The organism is Sinorhizobium sojae CCBAU 05684 (assembly GCF_002288525.1).
In the GTDB taxonomy this organism is placed as follows: domain Bacteria; phylum Pseudomonadota; class Alphaproteobacteria; order Rhizobiales; family Rhizobiaceae; genus Sinorhizobium; species Sinorhizobium sojae.
The window spans coordinates 957,884-974,708 of the sequence record NZ_CP023067.1 but is presented as its reverse complement, the minus strand read 5'-3'; the positions used below and the strand labels follow the sequence as shown (position 1 = coordinate 974,708).

Below are 16,825 nucleotides of genomic sequence, written 5' to 3'. Positions count from 1 at the left end.
ATGATCTCGAAAATCCTCATTGCCAATCGCGGCGAAATCGCTCTTCGGGTGCTGCGCGCCTGTAAGGAGCTCGGCATCGCCACCGTCGCAGTACATTCGACCGCAGACAGCGACGCCATGCATGTCCGGCTGGCGGACGAGAGCGTGTGCATCGGACCGCCTCAGTCTCGCGAAAGCTATCTGAACATCCATCAGATCGTCGCTGCCTGCGAGATCACCGGCGCTGACGCGGTGCATCCGGGTTACGGCTTTCTTTCGGAAAACGCCAAGTTCGCCGATATCCTCGAGGCGCATGGCATCACCTTCATCGGCCCGACGGCCGAGCACATCCGGCTGATGGGCGACAAGATCACCGCCAAGAAGACGGCTGAAGAGCTCGGCATTCCGGTGGTTCCGGGCTCCCACGGAGAGGTGAAGCCCGAAAACGCGCTCAAGGTCGCCCGCAAGATCGGCTTCCCGGTCCTGATCAAGGCCACGGCGGGCGGCGGCGGCCGCGGCATGAAGGTTGCCAGAACCGAGGAGGAGCTCGACAACGCGGTGGCGACGGCACGCTCCGAAGCGGCGGCAGCCTTCGGCAATGATGCGGTCTATATGGAGAAGTTCCTGACAAAGCCGCGCCACATCGAGGTGCAGATTGTCGGAGACGGGGAAGGCAACGCCATCCATCTCGGTGAACGCGACTGCTCGCTGCAGCGCCGCCACCAGAAGGTCTGGGAAGAAGCAAATTCGCCTGCCCTCAACGTCGAGCAGCGCATGCAGATCGGCCAGATCTGCGCCGATGCGATGAAGAAGATGAAGTATCGCGGCGCCGGCACGATCGAATTCCTCTACGAGAACGGCGAGTTCTACTTCATTGAAATGAACACGCGCCTGCAGGTGGAGCACCCGATCACCGAGGCAATCACCGGTATCGACCTCGTGCACGAGCAGATCCGCGTCGCATCGGGCGCCGGTCTCTCGGCGAAGCAGGAGGACATCGTCTTCTCCGGCCACGCCATCGAATGCCGCATCAATGCCGAGGATCCGCGTACTTTCGTCCCCTCCCCCGGCACGATCACACATTTCCACGCACCCGGCGGCCTCGGCGTGCGCGTCGATAGCGGCGCCTACCAGGGCTACCGCATTCCGCCTTACTACGACAGCCTGATCGGCAAGCTGATCGTGCACGGGCGGACACGCGTCGAATGCATGATGAGGCTGCGCCGCGTGCTCGACGAATTTGTCATCGATGGTATCAAAACGACCTTGCCGCTGTTCCAGGATCTGATCAACAATCAGGATATCGCTAACGGCGACTATGACATCCACTGGCTCGAGCATCATCTGGCCACTACATCGGCGTAGGACACGACATTGAAGGGGTCGCGCAGCAGAGAACCGGAAATAACCCCGGACATGTTGTTGCGCGCCTATTCCATCGGCCTCTTCCCTATGGCCGATTCAGCGGACGATCCGGAGCTTTTCTGGGTCGAACCGGAAATCCGCGGCGTCATACCGCTGGACAGCTTTCACGTTTCCCGCAGCCTCGCAAAGGCCATCCGCAAGCGTCCTTTCGAGATCCGCTACGACACGGCCTTCGACGCGGTTGTTGCGGGGTGCGCGCGGCCGGCGCCGGGCAGGCCGACGACCTGGATCAATACCAGCATCCGCTCCCTCTACGCGGCGCTCCACCGCATGGGCCATGCCCATAGCGTGGAAGCCTGGCAAGGCGAATCGCTTGTCGGCGGTCTCTACGGCGTGTCCCTCGGCGCCGCCTTCTTCGGCGAGAGCATGTTCTCCGTGCGCAAGGACGCCTCCAAGATCTGCCTCGTCCATCTGGTGGAACGACTCCGCGCCAGGGGCTTTGAGCTTCTCGACACGCAATTCACGACCGAGCACCTGAAGTCCTTCGGCGCTATCGACGTGCCGAAGGCGGAGTACGATCTCCTGCTCGCCAGGGCGATCGCCTCGCCGAATCTTGAGTTTTGAGACGGGACAAGGAAGAAGCTGCGCTTTTCGCCGCACGAGGCCTCTCATCCCGCTCCCGCGACCCTCTCCCGCACGCGGGGAGAAGGAACTCGTGGCGCCCAACACCTTTCCGCGCACGCTGCCTGCCGGGGACACCGAAGCCTGCAGCGAGTCACCTTCGCCCCGCAGACGGAGAGAAGGTGGCCGGCAGGCCGGATGGGGGCATTCACCACACTTAAAAATTATTGCTTGGCCGCAGCGTCCGGTGGCGGCACCTCGGACGTCTCCTTGCAGGACTGCAGCCAGACGTCATAGACGGCATGCTCGACGGCATTGAGACCGGGGCTGTCGGCGTACATCCAGCCGGTAAAGATACGCCGGATCTTGCGGTCGAGGGTGATTTCGTCGACTTCGACGAAGGTGGTCGTCTTCGGAGCTTCGGTTTCGTCGCGGCTATAGCAGACACGCGGTGTCACCTGAAGCGCGCCGAACTGCACCGTCTCGCCGATATAGACATCGAAGGTGGTGATGCGGCCAGTGATCTTGTCGATGCCGGAAAAGACGGCAACGGCATTGGCAAGGCGCGTGGCCCCCGCCGGTCCCGTCGAGGAAATCAGCGGAAGAGCGAGAAGCAATCCAAGGCTGGCGGGCCGGGCGATCCGACCGATCAAACTCCGCAGACAGAACCCTGCCATTTCCGCCAATCCCCGTGTGCTCGCTGTTATCCTCAGACGAAGCGCTAGACCCGAATTGTGGCTGCGCCGTGTTCAGTTCTCGTGAGTTGAGAATGGTTTGGGCGATGATCCTGCCCCTGCCTGCCCGTTTAAGAGCGCGGCGTCCAGGCGTCGTAGTCGCCGGTGACCCGCGGGCGCTCGCCGGCGCGTGCGAGAGAGCCCTTCGGCCGGTAGGCCAGGGGCGTGCCGGTCAGATTCGGACGATGCGGCTTCTGCCAGTCGCGCTCTACGTAGCGTTCATCAGCAGGAGAAATATCGGTTCGATGATGCATCCAGCCATGCCAGCCCGGCGGGATCGCAGAGGCCTCGGCAGGGCCGTTATAGATCACCCAACGGCGCGTCCGGCCCTCTGAATCCTTGCCGCCTTGGTAATAGACATTGCCGAACTCGTCTTCCCCGACGCGCTGTCCATGGCGCCAGGTGTGAAAACGCGTACCGATCGTTTGTCCATTCCACCAGGTGAAAATCTGCAGCAGGAGCTTCATGGATATCGTCCCTTACCGGCCGCTGGGAGACGGCCGGACATCAAAATCTCGCTCCCGCTTATGCCGCGCCACTCCCGCCTTGTCCAGTGATTCCAGAGGGTGCGTGGTCATTTCACCTGCATCTTCGAGCCGAAATGGCCGCGCTCGCAGGCAGGTCCCCACGATTGTTTTGCAGATTTCGACATCGGCCGTCATCGCAACACTCCTTGCGCCGCCGCAGCTTTATGGCAGATCAGGCATCAGTGTGCGACAGGATAGAGACCGTTCCCGAACGAACCGCGCCCGGCACCGTCGGGTCAAACCAAGCGCTTCTCCAGGATCAGCGCCGGAATGCCGGAGTGCTCGTCGCCGCAGCTGGCGGTGCTTGCAACGTCTGTGAATCCATGCGCCCGATAGAAGGCCAGCGCGTGCAGGTTCTGCGGCTCGACTTCGACCCGCATGCGCTCGGCATCGGGGAAGCAGGTTTCCAGTTCGGCGAACAGATCGCGGCCGATACCCTGTCGCTGGTATTTCGGCAGAACGTAGAGCTGGTGGAGGATAGTGGTCTTCTCGAGCCTGTCGGACATGGCCGCAAAGCCCATGCCGGCGATTTCGCGGCCATTGTCCGCAACGACGAATTCCGCATTCTTACGCTGCAAGCGCGCCTTCAAGGCGTCGATGGAATGCCATCTGGCGGTCAGCTCGTTGACCTTGTCGACGCCATAGAAGCTGTCGTAGGTGGCGTGCCAGGTCTCAGCAAGCAGGGCGCGGACCTGAACGAGGTCGCGCTCGCTTGCCGTGCGGACGAAGAACACCGTCACTCCTCGATGCCAAGCTTGGACTTGACGAGCGCCTGGACCGCCTGGGGGTTGGCCTTGCCGCCGGTCGCCTTCATCACCTGGCCGACAAACCAGCCGGCAAGCGACGGCTTCGCCTTGGCCTTCTCCACCTGGTCGGGATTGGCCGCGATGATCTCGTCGACCGCCTGCTCGATGGCACCGGTGTCGGTGACCTGCTTCATGCCGCGCCTCTCGACGAGTTCCGCCGGGTCGCCGCCCTCGTTCCAGAGGATCTCGAAGAGGTCCTTGGCGATCTTGCCGGAGATCGTCCCGTCCTTGATGAGGTCGATGACGCCGCCGAGCTGTGCCGGGGAAACCGGAGTCTCTTCAATGGTTTTGCCGGCTTTGTTCAAGGCGCCCAGGAGGTCGTTGATAACCCAGTTGGCCGCCATCTTGCCGTCCCGGCCCTCGGCCACGGCCTCGAAATAATCGGCGATCGCCTTTTCCGAAACGAGCACCGAGGCGTCATAGACCGACAGCCCGAGATCGCGGACGAAGCGTTCCTTCTTGTCGTCCGGCAGTTCCGGAAGATCGGCCTTCAGCGCCTCAACATAGGCATCGTCGAATTCGAGCGGCAGCAGGTCCGGGTCGGGGAAGTAGCGATAATCGTGCGCATCTTCCTTCGAACGCATGGAGCGTGTCTCGCCCTTGTTCGGGTCGAAGAGTCGGGTCTCCTGATCGATGACGCCGCCGTCCTCGAGGATAGCGATCTGGCGGCGCGCCTCATATTCGATCGCCTGGCCGACGAAGCGGATGGAATTGACGTTCTTGATCTCGCAGCGTGTGCCGAAGGGCTCGCCCGGTCGGCGAACGGAGACATTGACGTCGGCGCGCATCGAGCCTTCGTCCATGTTGCCGTCGCAGGTGCCGAGGTAGCGCAGGATCGAGCGCAGCTTGGTCAGGTAGGCCTTGGCCTCGTCCGACGAGCGCAAGTCGGGCTTCGAGACGATCTCCATCAGGGCAACGCCCGAGCGGTTGAGGTCCACATACGACATCGATGGGTGCTGGTCGTGCATCGACTTGCCGGCGTCCTGCTCCAGGTGCAGGCGCTCGATGCCGATTTCCACGTCCTCGAACTGGCCCTGGCGGTCCGGCCCGACGGAGATGATGATCTTGCCCTCGCCGACGATCGGATCCTTGTATTGCGAGATCTGATAGCCCTGCGGCAGGTCGGGATAGAAATAGTTCTTCCGGTCGAAGATCGAGCGGTGGTTGATCTTGGCCTTAAGGCCGAGGCCGGTGCGCACCGCCTGCCTCACGCATTCCACGTTGATGACCGGCAACATGCCGGGCATGGCCGCGTCGACAAGCGAAACATTGGCGTTCGGCGCATTGCCGAATTCGGTCGAGGCCGCCGAAAACAGCTTCGAATTGCTCAGCACCTGGGCATGGACTTCCATGCCGATGATGACCTCCCAGTCCCCGGTGGCGCCGGGAATGAAGCGTTTCGGATCGGGAGTGCGGACGTCGACGATGCTCATCTCATGCTCTTCTCTGAAGCCTGAATTCGAGGTCTCTCGGTAGAGCAATTGATCCCGCCGTGCAAGGCTTCAGAGGCATGCGGTGGCGACCTCGATTCTGTGCAGAGAGGGGACGACCGTGAAGCGTCGGGAGTTGAAGTTCGCTAAGAAAACACGTCATGGGCGTCCCTTCTTTCGAGTTACTCTTCCTCGACACACTCATGTTGCACAAGCGGCTTGGCGAGACCGATGAATTCGACATCGCGGTCGAGCCTTTGCGAGTAGGCGGTAGAAAGCCACTTCACCCGATAGCCGGCGCGCTCAAAGAAGGCGACCGCAGCCGTATTCTGCGCGTGGGTCTTCGCGCTTGCCACCTCGAAGGCGTCGGCGGCAATTCGTCGTTCGATATCGGCCAGCAGCGCAGAGCCGAGCCCCCTGCCCTGAGTTTTCGGATCGATCCACAGATCGGAGATTGTGCCGTCGAGTTCCTCGCGCGCGGCCCAGCCGCAGATTCGGTTGTCGTCCTCCACGAGGAGGACGGAAAGCCAGTGGCGCGCCAGGAAATCGTCGAAGGCGCGCTTCGCGGGATCACGCATGGCTGCAACGTCGCCGATGCCGGCAGTCGCCTTCTCCCAGGCGCTCAGCCCGATTGCGGAGAGAAGGTGAATTTCATTCTGGCGCGCGTGGCGAATCACGACCATGAAGCGGAACCCCTTTCCGCTTCACTACATCATGTCTCACGCGGCTTGAACATCGGCCGGCAGGAGCCGGTTACCACCACTTGGCGGGGGTGAAACGACCGGCGGCCTGCTCGATGACGTGGGCTGTCTTGAAGAGCGTTTCTTCCTCGAAAGGCTTGCCGATCAGTTGAAGACCAAGGGGCAGTCCCTTGTGGTCGAGCCCGCCGGGAACCGCGATGCCGGGCAGTCCGGCCATGTTGACCGTCACCGTGAAAATGTCGTTCAGGTACATCTTGACCGGATCGGCTGCGAGATCCTCGTCGGCGATACCGAAGGCGGAGGACGGCGTGGCAGGGGTCAGGATAGCATCGACGCCTGCCTGGAAGGCGATCTCGAAGTCGCGCTTGATCAGCGTGCGGACCTTCTGGGCGCGCAGGTAATAGGCGTCGTAATAGCCGGCCGAAAGCACATAGGTGCCGATCATGATGCGGCGCTTGACTTCGCGGCCGAAGCCGGCGGCGCGCGTCTTCTCATACATGTCGACGATGTCCTTGCCGTCGACGCGCAGCCCGTAGCGCACGCCGTCATAGCGGGCGAGGTTGGAGGAAGCCTCGGCCGGCGCGACGATGTAATAGGCCGGCAGCGCATACTGCGTGTGCGGCAGCGTAATGTCGATGATCTCGGCGCCGGCGTCCTTCAGCCAGGCGATACCCTGCTGCCAGAGCGCCTCGATTTCCTCCGGCATGCCCTCGACCCGGTATTCCTTCGGAATGCCGATCTTCATGCCCTTTATCGACTGGCCGATCGAAGCCTCGTAATCGGGTACCGGCAGGTCGACCGAGGTCGTGTCCTTGGGATCGATGCTTGCCATCGACCTCAGGAGGATCGCCGCGTCGCGCACGTCGCGCGCGATGGGCCCGGCCTGGTCGAGCGACGAGGCGAAGGCAACGATGCCGAAGCGCGAACAGCGGCCATAGGTCGGCTTGATGCCGACGGTGCCCGTGAAGGCGGCAGGCTGGCGGATGGAACCGCCCGTATCGGTTGCCGTCGCGCCGGCGCAGAGCTGCGCCGCGACCGCGGCTGCCGAGCCGCCGGAGGACCCGCCGGGCACGAGATCGAGGTTGGAGCCCTTGGCGCGCCACGGGTTCTTGACCGGGCCGTAATAGGAGCTCTCGTTCGACGAGCCCATGGCGAACTCGTCCATGTTGAGCTTGCCGAGCATGACGGCGCCGTCGTTCCAGAGGTTCTGGGTGACGGTCGATTCATAGCGCGGCTTGAAGCCGTCGAGAATGTGGCTGCAGGCCTGGGTGTGGACGCCCTCGGTCGCGAAGAGATCCTTGATGCCAAGCGGAATGCCCTCAAGCGGCCCGGCCTTCCCTGCGCCGATACGGGCATCGGAGGCCCTGGCCATCTCGCGCGCCTTGTCCTGCGTCACGTCGACATAGGCATTGATGGTTTCGTTGGCTGCCTCGATCGCGGCGATGTAGGCATCCGTCAGTTCAACCGCAGTAATTTCCTTGGCGGTGAGTTTCGCGCGTGCTTCGGCAATCGTGAGGCTCGTGAGATCGGTCATGGTGCAATCGGACTTTCGCAATCTAGACGTCGGGGCGGGAGGGGCGCGCTATTCGACCACCTTCGGGACGAGGAAGAAATCGCGGTCCGAATTCGGAGCGTTGGCAACGACGTCGGCCGCCTTGTCGCCATCCATGACGATGTCTTCCCGTTTCTTCATCTGCATCGGCGTGACCGACGTCATCGGCTCGACGCCGTCGACATTCACTTCGGAAAGCTGCTCGACGAAGCCGAGAATACCGTTGAGCTCGCCCGTCATCCGTTCGGCTTCCTCTTCGCTGACGGCGATGCGGGCAAGGCGCGCGACGCGCTTCACAGTGGCAAGGTCTACGGACATGATCGTCTCCGGTATCTCAAGATTTCCCCCGCTATAAAGGCGAGTTCAATGCTGCGCAACGGGGGAATGTCGACCAACCGTCAGACCGAGACGACGCCGCCGACCTCGGGCGTGGCGACCAGCGTCGAAGCGCCGTCCATGCCGGTGACGAATGTTTCCGGCGTCTGATCGATGATCGGGAAAGAGCCGTAGTGGCAGGGAATGGCGGTGTGGAACGTGAAATACCGCTGGCAGGCAAGTGCCGCCACCGCCCCGCCCATGGTGAAGCGATCGCCAATCGGCACGATGCCGATCTCCGGCTCGTGCAATTCCTGGATGAGTTCCATGTCGGAGAAAATATCCGTATCGCCCATGTGGTAAAGCGTCGGCTCCTCTTCGAAATGAAGTATGAGTCCGTTGGCATTGCCGAGCGAGTGGGAAACCCCGTCCTCTGTGATCTGTGCCGAGGAATGCAGCGCGTTGACGAAGGTCGCGGACAAGCCGCCGAGATGGATCGTGCCGCCGGTGTTGCCCGGCTCCAGCTTGTCGAGGCCTTGACGGCCGAGCCACATGCAGAGATCGAAGTTCGCGACGACGGTGGCGCCGGTCTCTTGGGCGATCGCCACCGTATCGCCGACATGATCGCCATGGCCGTGAGTGAGCAGGATGTGCGTCAGTCCGGCGGTTGCCGCCTTGCGCTCGCCCTCGCGGAAGGCGGGGTTGCCCGTAAAAAACGGGTCTATCAGGATTTTTGCCTTCGCGGTCTCGATATGGAAGGCGGAGTGACCCAGCCATTTGATCTTCATGACATTCTCCTTCCGATCACGACGGCTCGGGAAGCCAGATCATAAACGTGATCGCTTTCTCTGTCAGACAAGCATATGGATCAACCCGACCCAGTGGAAAGATCGAATCGGCAAATCCCATGGCAATTCTCACCATCGACGAGCTCGCGACCCGACTGCCACCGCATCAGGCGATCGCCGGACTTGATCTCGGCACCAAGACGATCGGGGTCTCTGTTTCCGATCTCGGGCGACGCTTCGCGAGTCCGCGCGAGGTGATTCGGCGCGTCAAGTTCGGCATCGATGCGCAGGCGCTGCTGGCACTGGCCGCGAAGGAGAAGATCGCCGCCTTCGTCATCGGCTTCCCGGTCAACATGGACGGGAGCGAAGGACCACGCTGCCAGGCAACGCGCGCCTTCGTGCGCAACATGGGCGAAAAGACGGATATTCCCTTCGTGCTCTGGGACGAGCGGCTTTCGACGGTCGCGGCCGAACGGGTCCTGATCGAGATGGACGTATCGCGAAAGAAGCGCGCCGAACGCATCGACTCGGCTGCCGCCTCCTTCATCCTTCAGGGCGCGCTCGACAGACTGGCCTTGCTCCCCAAAGGCGATGCTGGTGCGCCCGGCGATTGAGCCGCCGTGCCGAAGCGTCGCCGGTACCAGGCCATGATCTGCCGGCGCTTGCGAAGGGCCACGAGGCCGAACAGGACGATGGTGTCCACGACCATAGCCCGCGCGACGAGCGGCGGGATCGTCTCGGGCGGAATTCCGAGAACACGGCCATAGACCCGGAAGACCAGGTCGTGCGCATCGCGCGTCAGCATGAAGATGCCGAAGCTCATGTCGTAATAGGAGAGCCCGTACCAGCCGGTCAGAAGCAGCACCGGCCCACCCCAGAACATCAGAAGCCACTTCATGCGCCCCTCCCCTCGGCCAATCCGCTGATCAGCGGATAGACCGCCCGGTCGGCCAGAATGACGGCGACGAGGGCGGCGGTCAGCGACGCTATGTCGAGCGCCAGCCCGGCGAAAAACATCATCATGATGATCAACAAGCCAGTTCTCACCGAACCGCTCCGTTCCGAATGCATTGAACTGCGGGCCACTATCCCAGCGTCCGGCCGCCCAGTGCAATGTAAACCATTTGTTAAGGTTAATATTCACAGGCGGCCTTCGGGTTGCGGGGCACCATCCGGCGTTCTATGGGTAGCACCTGCCCTTTCGATAGGCCCGCCATGACCATCATCTTCGAAAGCATCCTGCCAATCTTCCTGCTCGTGCTCCTGGGCGTCTGGCTGCGGCGCACCAAACTCGTCGATCAGGGCATGTGGTCCGGGCTCGAGCAGTTCGGCTACTACTTTCTCTTCCCCGCCCTGCTCTTCTCGACATTGGCGAAGGCGGATTTCACCGGCATGAGGGCCGATGCGACCGCCGTCGCAACCATCGGCAGCGTGACGCTGATGTCCATTGCGCTTCTCCTCACCTGGCCGCTTCTCAGGGCGCGTGCGGTCTCGGGTGCCACCTTCACCTCGATTTTCCAGACGGCCACCCGCTGGAACGGTTTCATGGCGCTCGCTATCGCCCAGAAGCTTTACGGCGCAGTCGGCCTCAGCCTGACGGCGCTGGTGATGACGCTGATCATCATTCCGATCAACCTCTACAATGTCGCCGTGCTCGTCTGGTTCAGCGGCCGCAGCCGCGGGCTCGGCTTTTTCATCTTCAAGATCCTGACGAACCCGCTGATCCTGTCGTCGGCGGCGGGCATCCTTCTGAATCTCGCCGACATCCCGATCTATGCGCCGGTGATGACGGCGATCGACATGCTGGCCACCGCTTCGCTCAGCCTCGGCCTGATCATGGTGGGAGCCGGACTCAAGATCGCCGACGCATTGAAACCGGGTGTGCCTGCTCTTTTCGCGGTCACGCTGAAACTCATCGTCATGCCGTTCCTCATGGTCGGTGCCAGTGCCTTGCTCGGCATCCGCGGCGATGCCTTGCTCGTCATCGCGATCGGTGCAGCCGTACCGACGGCGATGAACGGCTATCTGCTGGCAAAGCAGATGGGAGGAGACGCGGAGCTTTATGCAGCCGTTGCCACGGTGCAGACGGCTGCGTCCTTTTTCACGATACCGCTGGTGCTCGCCATTACCGGCTATGTCGCCGCCGGGTAGAGCAGATCGAGGATGTAAGCCGAATCGAAGCGCGAATCGAGCATGCCGTAGGTGGAGCGCCAGCCGGCAGCGAGACGCGATTCGAGGAATGCATCGGCAATGCGCCCGGCGCCGAGCCGGTAGAGTTCCGCCGCAGCAGCGGCGAGCGCCAGTTGCTCGACCAGCATGCGGGCAGCCCCCTCATCGCGCTCGCAGAGCGACATGGCGGCGCGCAGCACCTCGATCGTCTTGCGGCCGGCAGGGCCGAGATCGCGGCTGAAAACGCCGAAGAGCTGCTCGAAAAGCTCCTTGCGGCGCACCAGGACACGAAGCACGTCGAGCGCCATCACGTTGCCGGAGCCTTCCCAGATTGCGTTGACCGGCGCTTCGCGATAGTGGCGGGCGAGCGAACGTTCCTCCACATAGCCGTTGCCGCCGAGGCATTCCATTGCCTCGTAGATCAGCGCGGGAGCGATCTTGCATGACCAATATTTCGCAACCGGCGTCATGATCCGGGCATAGGCGGCGTCCTCGGCGCTGCCATGCGCCTTGTCGAAGGCGTCGGCGAGGCGGAACGACAGCGCGCTCGCGGCCGCGACATCGAGCGCCATGTCGGCGAGCACCCGGGTCATGATCGGTTGGCTGACGAGCGCCTTGCCGAACACCTTGCGGCCGCGGGTGTGGTGCACCGCTTCGGCAAGCGAAGCGCGCATCATGCCGGCGGACGCGAGCGCACAGTCGAGCCGCGTCAGCGTTACCATATCGAGGATCGTGCGGATGCCCGCATCCGGCGCTCCAAGAAGGAAGCCAAACGTGTCCGAGAACTCGACCTCGCAGGAGGCGTTGGACCGGTTGCCGAGCTTGTCCTTGAGGCGCTGGAAGCGCAAGCCGTTTGCCGAGCCATCCTCGAGCAGCCGCGGCACCAGAAAACAGCCGAGGCCGTCGCGGGTCTGCGCCAGCATCACGAAGGCATCGCTCATCGGCGCGGACATGAACCACTTATGGCCGTTGAGGCGATAGATGCCCTCGCCGACCCGTTCCGCCGTGGAAGTGTTGGCGCGCACATCCGTGCCGCCCTGCTTCTCCGTCATGCCCATACCGATGGTCACGGCGGATTTCTGCATCCATGGCCGGTTGGAGGAATCATATTTCCGCGACAGGATTTTCGGCGCCCATTCCTTCTGGACGGCGGGCGACGTGGTAATCGCGGCAACAGAAGCGCTGGTCATCGTCAGCGGGCAGAGATGGCCGCATTCGAGCTGCGCCGTCAGATAGAAGCGGATCGCCCTCACCTTGTGCGAGCGGCCGCGCTCGTCGGGAAGACTCTCCCAGGCGGAGGAATGCAGCCCCGTCGTCATCGACCGACGCATCAGCGCGTGCCAGGCCGGGTGAAACTCGACCACGTCGAGGCGTTCGCCACGCGGCCCGTGGGTCTTCAGCTTCGGCGCGCCCTCGTTGGCCATGCGCGCAAGTTCCTGCGCCTCGGGCGAAGTTACATAGCGGCCGAGCGCATCGAATTCGTCACGCAGCGACTTCGGCATGCCCGAGGTGAGGTCGACCACCAGGGGATCGGAACGATAGGCATTGACGCCGGACCAGGGTTTCGGCTGGTTCAGTTCCGCAAGTTTCTGTTCGGTCCGGCTCATCTGATTCATGAGCCGGTTCTAGCGCAAGTTTCGGAGGGGCGAAACAGGCCCGTGGAAAGAAGGTACGGCCCTGACAAGTTTTCTTGAGAAGAGCCGGCGCGCCGCTTGCCGCATCCCGGACCACGTTCTATAGAGCGAGCCAAATCCCAGCATGCAAGGGCGGCTCATGATCACTTTCCCGCATCGCCACCTGCTCGGCATCAAGGGGCTGACGGAACAGGACATCACGCTCCTGCTCGACCGCGCCGACGAAGCCGTGAAGATCTCCCGCCAAAGGGAGAAGAAGACTTCTACCCTCCGCGGACTGACGCAGATCAACCTTTTCTTCGAGGCGTCGACACGAACGCAATCCTCGTTCGAACTCGCCGGCAAGCGGCTCGGCGCCGACGTCATGAACATGTCCGTCGGCAACTCCTCCGTGAAGAAGGGCGAGACGCTGATCGATACGGCGATGACGTTGAATGCCATGCATCCCGACGTGCTCGTGGTGCGCCATTCGTCGGCGGGTGCAGCAGCCTTGCTGGCTCAGAAGGTCTCCTGCTCCGTCGTCAACGCCGGCGACGGCCAGCACGAGCACCCGACACAGGCGCTGCTCGACGCACTGACGATCCGCCGCGCCAAGGGCAAGCTCGCCAGGACCATCGTGGCGATCTGCGGCGACGTCCTGCATTCGCGCGTCGCCCGCTCGAACATCCTGCTCTTGAACCAGATGGGCGCGCGCGTGCGCGTCGTGGCGCCCGCGACATTGCTGCCCGCCGGAATCGAGCAGATGGGCGTGGAGGTCTACCACTCCATGGCCGAGGGGCTGAAGGATGCCGACGTGGTGATGATGCTGAGATTGCAGCGCGAGCGCATGGCTGGCTCGTTCGTGCCTTCGGTGCGGGAGTACTTCCACTATTACGGCCTCGACGCGGAGAAGCTGAAAGCCGCCAAGGAGGATGCGCTCGTCATGCATCCGGGCCCGATGAACCGCGGCGTCGAGATCGCCTCGGAAATCGCCGACGGGCCCCAGAGCGTCATCGAGCAGCAGGTGGAAATGGGCGTCGCGGTGCGCATGGCCGTGATGGAGACGCTTCTTCTTTCCCAGAACCAGGGCCCCCGCCTATGACCAGACCACTCGTTCTGCAGAACCTGCGCATCGTCGATCCCTCGCGAAACCTTGATGAGACCGGCACCATCATCGTCGGCGGCGACGGCCGCATCCTAGCGGCCGGCAAGGATGCGCAGAACCAGGGCGCCCCCGGCGGCGCTGTCGTCAAGGACTGCGCGGGCCTCGTCGCCGTGCCCGGCCTCGTCGATGCCCGCGTCTTCGTCGGCGAACCGGGCAGCGAACACCGCGAGACGATCGAATCTGCCTCGCGCGCGGCGGCCACCGGCGGCGTCACCTCCTTCATCGCCATGCCCGACACCAATCCCGTCATCGACGACATCGCGCTCGTCGAATTCGTGCAGAAAACCGCCCGCGACAAGGCGCTCGTCAATGTCCATCCGTCCGCCGCACTCACGAAGGGCCTGCTCGGCGAAGAGATGACCGAACTCGGGCTGCTCAAGAATGCGGGCGCGGTCTGCTTCACCAACGGTCGCAAGCCGGTGCATGATTCGCTGGTGCTTCGCCGCGCCATGACCTATGCGCGCGAGTTCGGGACCGTGATCGCGCTCGAGGCCAGAGACAAATATCTCGGCACCAACGGTGTCATGAACGAAGGGCTGCTCGCGAGCTGGCTCGGCCTTCCCGGCATTCCGCGCGAGGCCGAGATCATTCCGCTCGAGCGCGACCTGCGCATTGCCGCGCTGACGCGGGCCGCCTACCATGCCGCCAAGATCTCCGTCCCCGAATCGGCCGAGGCTATCCGGGTGGCGCGGCAGCGCGGCGCAAACGTCACCTGCGGCATCTCGATCAACCACCTGACGCTCAACGAGAACGACATCGGCGAGTACCGGACCTTCTTCAAACTGTCGCCGCCCTTGCGCGGTGAAGACGATCGCATCGCCATGGTCGAGGCGCTGGCGGACGGCACGGCCGACATCATCGTCTCCTCGCACGACCCGCAGGACGTCGACACCAAGCGCCTTCCCTTCGCCGATGCCGCCGATGGCGCGGCCGGGCTCGAAACGCTCGCAGCCGCAGCACTCCGCCTCTACCACAGCGGCCAGGTGCCGTTGATGCGGCTGATCGATGCGCTGTCCACCCGGCCGGCCGCGATCTTCGGACTCGAGGCGGGCACCCTGAAACCCGGGGCGAAGGCCGACATCACCATCCTGGACCTCGACCAACCATGGGTTCTCTACAAGGAGGCGCTGGTCTCCCGTTCGAAGAACACACCTTTCGAAAATGCGCGCTTTACCGGCCGGGTCGTGCAGACCTATGTTGCGGGCAAGCTCGTACATACGGTGTGAGAGCGGGGGACAACCGGTGGACATTCTTTTCTGGCAGCTGGGGCTGCCTGCAACGCTCTTGTGTCTGGCTTTCGGCTATCTTCTGGGTTCGATCCCGTTCGGCCTCATCCTGACCCGCGTGGCGGGGCTCGGCGACGTCCGCAAGATCGGCTCCGGCAATATCGGGGCGACGAACGTGCTGAGGACCGGCAACAGGAAGCTGGCCGCGGCGACGCTTCTGCTCGATGCGCTGAAGGGCACCGCGGCAGCGGCGATCGCCTCCTACTGGGGGGGCGAAGCGGGGATAGCCGCCGGTTTTGCCGCCTTTCTCGGGCACCTCTTCCCGGTCTGGCTCGGCTTCAAGGGTGGCAAGGGCGTTGCGACCTATATCGGCGTGCTGCTCGGCCTCGTGCCCGTCATGGTGCTTGTCTTTGCGGCAATCTGGCTCGCGGTGGCAAAGGTCACGCGCTACTCCTCGCTGTCGGCGCTCACCGCGACCGCCATCATTCCGGTGATTCTCTACGCAACGGAATATGAAAAGGTCGCGGTGCTCTTTGCCGCCATGACAGCCATCAGCTGGATCAAGCATCGAGCCAATATCCAGCGGCTCCTGAGCGGCACGGAAAGCCGGATCGGAGAAAAAGGATGATGCTGAGAGGCAGCGCTCGACCATCCGGAACCGCGCTGACGGAACGGCAGAAGATCGCCTGGCTGCGGCTGATCCGCAGCGACAATGTCGGCCCGGCGACCTTTCGGGACCTGATCAATCATTTCGGCTCCGCCGAGGCCGCGCTCGAGTCGCTGCCGGAACTTTCCCGGCGCGGCGGTGCCGGCCGAGCCATCCGTGTTGCCTCGGTCGCCGATGCAGAACGCGAGCTCGAAGCGGCGTATCGTTTCGGCGCCACCTTCGTCGGCATCGGCGAGCCCGACTATCCGCCGGCTCTCAAGGAAATCGACGGGGCTCCCCCGCTCCTTGCCGTCAAGGGCGACCTCAAGGCGGCGACCCGCCCTTCGCTCGGCATCGTCGGTTCGCGCAATGCCTCGGCCAGCGGCGCCAAGTTCGCCGCGATGATCGCACGCGAGGCCGGGGCCGTCGGCTATGTAGTAACCTCCGGCCTTGCTCGGGGGATCGATACTGCAGCCCACCGCGCGAGCGTGGAGACCGGCACGATTGCCGCACTGGCGGGCGGCCTCGACCGTCCCTACCCGCCGGAGAATGTCGGGCTGTTGCAGGAAATCACCTCCGGGGCGGGTCTCGCGATCAGCGAGATGCCTTTCGGCTGGGAGCCGCGCGCCCGCGATTTCCCGCGGCGCAACCGCCTCATAGCGGGCGTCAGCCTCGGTGTGGCCATCATCGAAGCCGCCAGCCGATCGGGCTCGCTTATCACCGCCCGCTATGCCGCCGATTTCGGCCGGCTCGTCTTTGCGGTGCCTGGCTCGCCGCTCGATCCACGCTGCCACGGCACGAACGACCTCCTGAAGCAGGGGGCGACCGTGACGACCTCTCCTGCCGACGTCATCGAGGGCTTGGCACCGCTTAGCCGCGACGACCTCTTTTCGCGCCTGGACATGGAGGAGCCCCCGATCGAGGAGCGGCGATCCGCCCCGGCGGCGGCAACGGCCAGGACCGCGCCGGGTGACAGCGACCGCGCCCGGATCGTCGAGGCACTCGGGCCGACGCCGGTCGAAATCGACGACGTCATCCGGCATACGGGCCTTTCCGCCTCCTCGGTCTATCTTGTGCTTCTGGAACTGGACCTTGCCGGCCAGCTCTGCCGCCATGGCGCCAATCTGGTCTCGATCGTCTCTGGCGAATAAGGCCGAGGCATCCGCCTGGCGCAAGGTCGAAGCGCCC

19 protein-coding genes are annotated in these 16,825 nt (G+C 63.5%); 8 read left to right on the top strand and 11 right to left on the bottom strand.

The window, feature by feature from the left end; all coding sequences use genetic code 11:
- Both accC and aat read left to right on the top strand, forming a co-directional pair.
- Entirely contained in the window at window positions 1-1,344 is a 1,344-nt protein-coding gene (accC, locus tag SJ05684_RS04685) for an acetyl-CoA carboxylase biotin carboxylase subunit (protein ID WP_034854003.1), read from the top strand.
- 9 nt (window positions 1,345-1,353) lie between these two features.
- Window positions 1,354-1,968 carry a leucyl/phenylalanyl-tRNA--protein transferase gene (gene aat / locus SJ05684_RS04680; protein WP_034854004.1) on the top strand — a complete coding sequence of 205 codons (615 nt, stop codon included), beginning with the start codon at window positions 1,354-1,356 and terminating at the stop codon, window positions 1,966-1,968.
- Between the two features lie 221 nt (window positions 1,969-2,189).
- Here aat and SJ05684_RS04675 read toward each other — a convergent pair whose 3' ends face one another.
- The 8 genes from SJ05684_RS04675 to SJ05684_RS04640 all read right to left on the bottom strand — a co-directional run bounded on the left by SJ05684_RS04675 (window position 2,190) and on the right by SJ05684_RS04640 (window position 8,818).
- On the bottom strand, window positions 2,190-2,642 hold the full coding sequence (locus tag SJ05684_RS04675; protein WP_034854006.1) for a DUF2155 domain-containing protein: 453 nt from the start codon (window positions 2,640-2,642) through the stop codon (window positions 2,190-2,192).
- 128 nt (window positions 2,643-2,770) lie between these two features.
- On the bottom strand, window positions 2,771-3,166 hold the full coding sequence (locus SJ05684_RS04670) for an NADH:ubiquinone oxidoreductase subunit NDUFA12 (protein WP_034854008.1): 396 nt from the start codon (window positions 3,164-3,166) through the stop codon (window positions 2,771-2,773).
- Between the two features lie 296 nt (window positions 3,167-3,462).
- Complete coding sequence (locus tag SJ05684_RS04665) at window positions 3,463-3,960, bottom strand: GNAT family N-acetyltransferase (RefSeq protein WP_034854009.1); 498 nt, start codon at window positions 3,958-3,960, stop codon at window positions 3,463-3,465.
- Between the two features lie 2 nt (window positions 3,961-3,962).
- Window positions 3,963-5,465, bottom strand: coding sequence for an Asp-tRNA(Asn)/Glu-tRNA(Gln) amidotransferase subunit GatB (gatB, locus tag SJ05684_RS04660; protein WP_034854011.1), 1,503 nt, complete (start codon window positions 5,463-5,465; stop codon window positions 3,963-3,965).
- A gap of 179 nt (window positions 5,466-5,644) precedes the next feature.
- On the bottom strand, window positions 5,645-6,145 hold the full coding sequence (locus SJ05684_RS04655; RefSeq protein WP_034854012.1) for a GNAT family N-acetyltransferase: 501 nt from the start codon (window positions 6,143-6,145) through the stop codon (window positions 5,645-5,647).
- A gap of 70 nt (window positions 6,146-6,215) precedes the next feature.
- Window positions 6,216-7,697 carry an Asp-tRNA(Asn)/Glu-tRNA(Gln) amidotransferase subunit GatA gene (gene gatA / locus SJ05684_RS04650; protein ID WP_034854014.1) on the bottom strand — a complete coding sequence of 494 codons (1,482 nt, stop codon included), beginning with the start codon at window positions 7,695-7,697 and terminating at the stop codon, window positions 6,216-6,218.
- 48 nt (window positions 7,698-7,745) lie between these two features.
- Window positions 7,746-8,033 carry an Asp-tRNA(Asn)/Glu-tRNA(Gln) amidotransferase subunit GatC gene (gene gatC / locus SJ05684_RS04645; protein WP_034854016.1) on the bottom strand — a complete coding sequence of 96 codons (288 nt, stop codon included), beginning with the start codon at window positions 8,031-8,033 and terminating at the stop codon, window positions 7,746-7,748.
- Between the two features lie 80 nt (window positions 8,034-8,113).
- Window positions 8,114-8,818, bottom strand: coding sequence for a metal-dependent hydrolase (locus SJ05684_RS04640; RefSeq protein ID WP_034854018.1), 705 nt, complete (start codon window positions 8,816-8,818; stop codon window positions 8,114-8,116).
- A gap of 119 nt (window positions 8,819-8,937) precedes the next feature.
- Between SJ05684_RS04640 and ruvX the strand changes: the two genes are divergently transcribed.
- On the top strand, window positions 8,938-9,432 hold the full coding sequence (gene ruvX, locus SJ05684_RS04635; protein ID WP_034854020.1) for a Holliday junction resolvase RuvX: 495 nt from the start codon (window positions 8,938-8,940) through the stop codon (window positions 9,430-9,432).
- Here the strand turns inward: ruvX and SJ05684_RS04630 are convergent.
- On the bottom strand, window positions 9,369-9,716 hold the full coding sequence (locus SJ05684_RS04630; protein ID WP_034854022.1) for a DUF6105 family protein: 348 nt from the start codon (window positions 9,714-9,716) through the stop codon (window positions 9,369-9,371). The genes ruvX and SJ05684_RS04630 overlap by 64 nt on opposite strands.
- Window positions 9,713-9,865 carry a hypothetical protein gene (locus SJ05684_RS04625; protein ID WP_162098806.1) on the bottom strand — a complete coding sequence of 51 codons (153 nt, stop codon included), beginning with the start codon at window positions 9,863-9,865 and terminating at the stop codon, window positions 9,713-9,715. Before SJ05684_RS04625 ends, SJ05684_RS04630 begins: the two co-directional genes overlap by 4 nt.
- A gap of 168 nt (window positions 9,866-10,033) precedes the next feature.
- On the opposite strand from SJ05684_RS04625, the gene SJ05684_RS04620 reads away from it, so the two are divergent.
- Window positions 10,034-10,969 carry an AEC family transporter gene (locus tag SJ05684_RS04620; RefSeq protein ID WP_034854024.1) on the top strand — a complete coding sequence of 312 codons (936 nt, stop codon included), beginning with the start codon at window positions 10,034-10,036 and terminating at the stop codon, window positions 10,967-10,969.
- On the opposite strand, the gene SJ05684_RS04615 is transcribed toward SJ05684_RS04620, so the two are convergent.
- Window positions 10,951-12,603, bottom strand: a complete 1,653-nt coding sequence (locus SJ05684_RS04615) for an acyl-CoA dehydrogenase family protein (RefSeq protein WP_034854026.1) — start codon at window positions 12,601-12,603, stop codon at window positions 10,951-10,953. The genes SJ05684_RS04620 and SJ05684_RS04615 overlap by 19 nt on opposite strands.
- A 157-nt stretch (window positions 12,604-12,760) precedes the next feature.
- On the opposite strand from SJ05684_RS04615, the gene SJ05684_RS04610 reads away from it, so the two are divergent.
- From SJ05684_RS04610 to dprA, 4 genes are read left to right on the top strand one after another with little or no spacing between them, the layout of a single operon-like run.
- Entirely contained in the window at window positions 12,761-13,702 is a 942-nt protein-coding gene (locus SJ05684_RS04610; protein WP_034854028.1) for an aspartate carbamoyltransferase catalytic subunit, read from the top strand.
- A complete protein-coding gene (locus SJ05684_RS04605; protein WP_034854029.1) occupies window positions 13,699-14,991 on the top strand; it encodes a dihydroorotase in 1,293 nt (430 codons plus the stop codon). The genes SJ05684_RS04610 and SJ05684_RS04605 overlap by 4 nt, the downstream gene beginning before the upstream one ends.
- A 16-nt stretch (window positions 14,992-15,007) precedes the next feature.
- Window positions 15,008-15,619 carry a glycerol-3-phosphate 1-O-acyltransferase PlsY gene (gene plsY, locus SJ05684_RS04600; protein WP_034854031.1) on the top strand — a complete coding sequence of 204 codons (612 nt, stop codon included), beginning with the start codon at window positions 15,008-15,010 and terminating at the stop codon, window positions 15,617-15,619.
- Window positions 15,619-16,788, top strand: a complete 1,170-nt coding sequence (dprA, locus tag SJ05684_RS04595) for a DNA-processing protein DprA (RefSeq protein ID WP_034854125.1) — start codon at window positions 15,619-15,621, stop codon at window positions 16,786-16,788. Before plsY ends, dprA begins: the two co-directional genes overlap by 1 nt.
- Window positions 16,789-16,825: the final 37 nt, after the last annotated feature.

Bases quoted from the DNA above. Each gene is read 5' to 3' on its own strand.
- SJ05684_RS04675 (WP_034854006.1), bottom strand. From the start codon at position 2,642: ATGGCAGGGTTCTGTCTGCGGAGTTTGATCGGTCGGATCGCCCGGCCC.
- SJ05684_RS04670 (WP_034854008.1), bottom strand. From the start codon at position 3,166: ATGAAGCTCCTGCTGCAGATTTTCACCTGGTGGAATGGACAAACGATC.
- SJ05684_RS04620 (WP_034854024.1), top strand. From the start codon at position 10,034: ATGACCATCATCTTCGAAAGCATCCTGCCAATCTTCCTGCTCGTGCTC.
- gatB (WP_034854011.1), bottom strand. From the start codon at position 5,465: ATGAGCATCGTCGACGTCCGCACTCCCGATCCGAAACGCTTCATTCCC.
- SJ05684_RS04630 (WP_034854022.1), bottom strand. From the start codon at position 9,716: ATGAAGTGGCTTCTGATGTTCTGGGGTGGGCCGGTGCTGCTTCTGACC.
- SJ05684_RS04615 (WP_034854026.1), bottom strand. From the start codon at position 12,603: ATGAATCAGATGAGCCGGACCGAACAGAAACTTGCGGAACTGAACCAG.
- ruvX (WP_034854020.1), top strand. From the start codon at position 8,938: ATGGCAATTCTCACCATCGACGAGCTCGCGACCCGACTGCCACCGCAT.
- SJ05684_RS04610 (WP_034854028.1), top strand. From the start codon at position 12,761: ATGATCACTTTCCCGCATCGCCACCTGCTCGGCATCAAGGGGCTGACG.
- SJ05684_RS04640 (WP_034854018.1), bottom strand. From the start codon at position 8,818: ATGAAGATCAAATGGCTGGGTCACTCCGCCTTCCATATCGAGACCGCG.
- gatA (WP_034854014.1), bottom strand. From the start codon at position 7,697: ATGACCGATCTCACGAGCCTCACGATTGCCGAAGCACGCGCGAAACTC.
- gatC (WP_034854016.1), bottom strand. From the start codon at position 8,033: ATGTCCGTAGACCTTGCCACTGTGAAGCGCGTCGCGCGCCTTGCCCGC.
- SJ05684_RS04605 (WP_034854029.1), top strand. From the start codon at position 13,699: ATGACCAGACCACTCGTTCTGCAGAACCTGCGCATCGTCGATCCCTCG.
- accC (WP_034854003.1), top strand. From the start codon at position 1: ATGATCTCGAAAATCCTCATTGCCAATCGCGGCGAAATCGCTCTTCGG.
- SJ05684_RS04655 (WP_034854012.1), bottom strand. From the start codon at position 6,145: ATGGTCGTGATTCGCCACGCGCGCCAGAATGAAATTCACCTTCTCTCC.
- dprA (WP_034854125.1), top strand. From the start codon at position 15,619: ATGCTGAGAGGCAGCGCTCGACCATCCGGAACCGCGCTGACGGAACGG.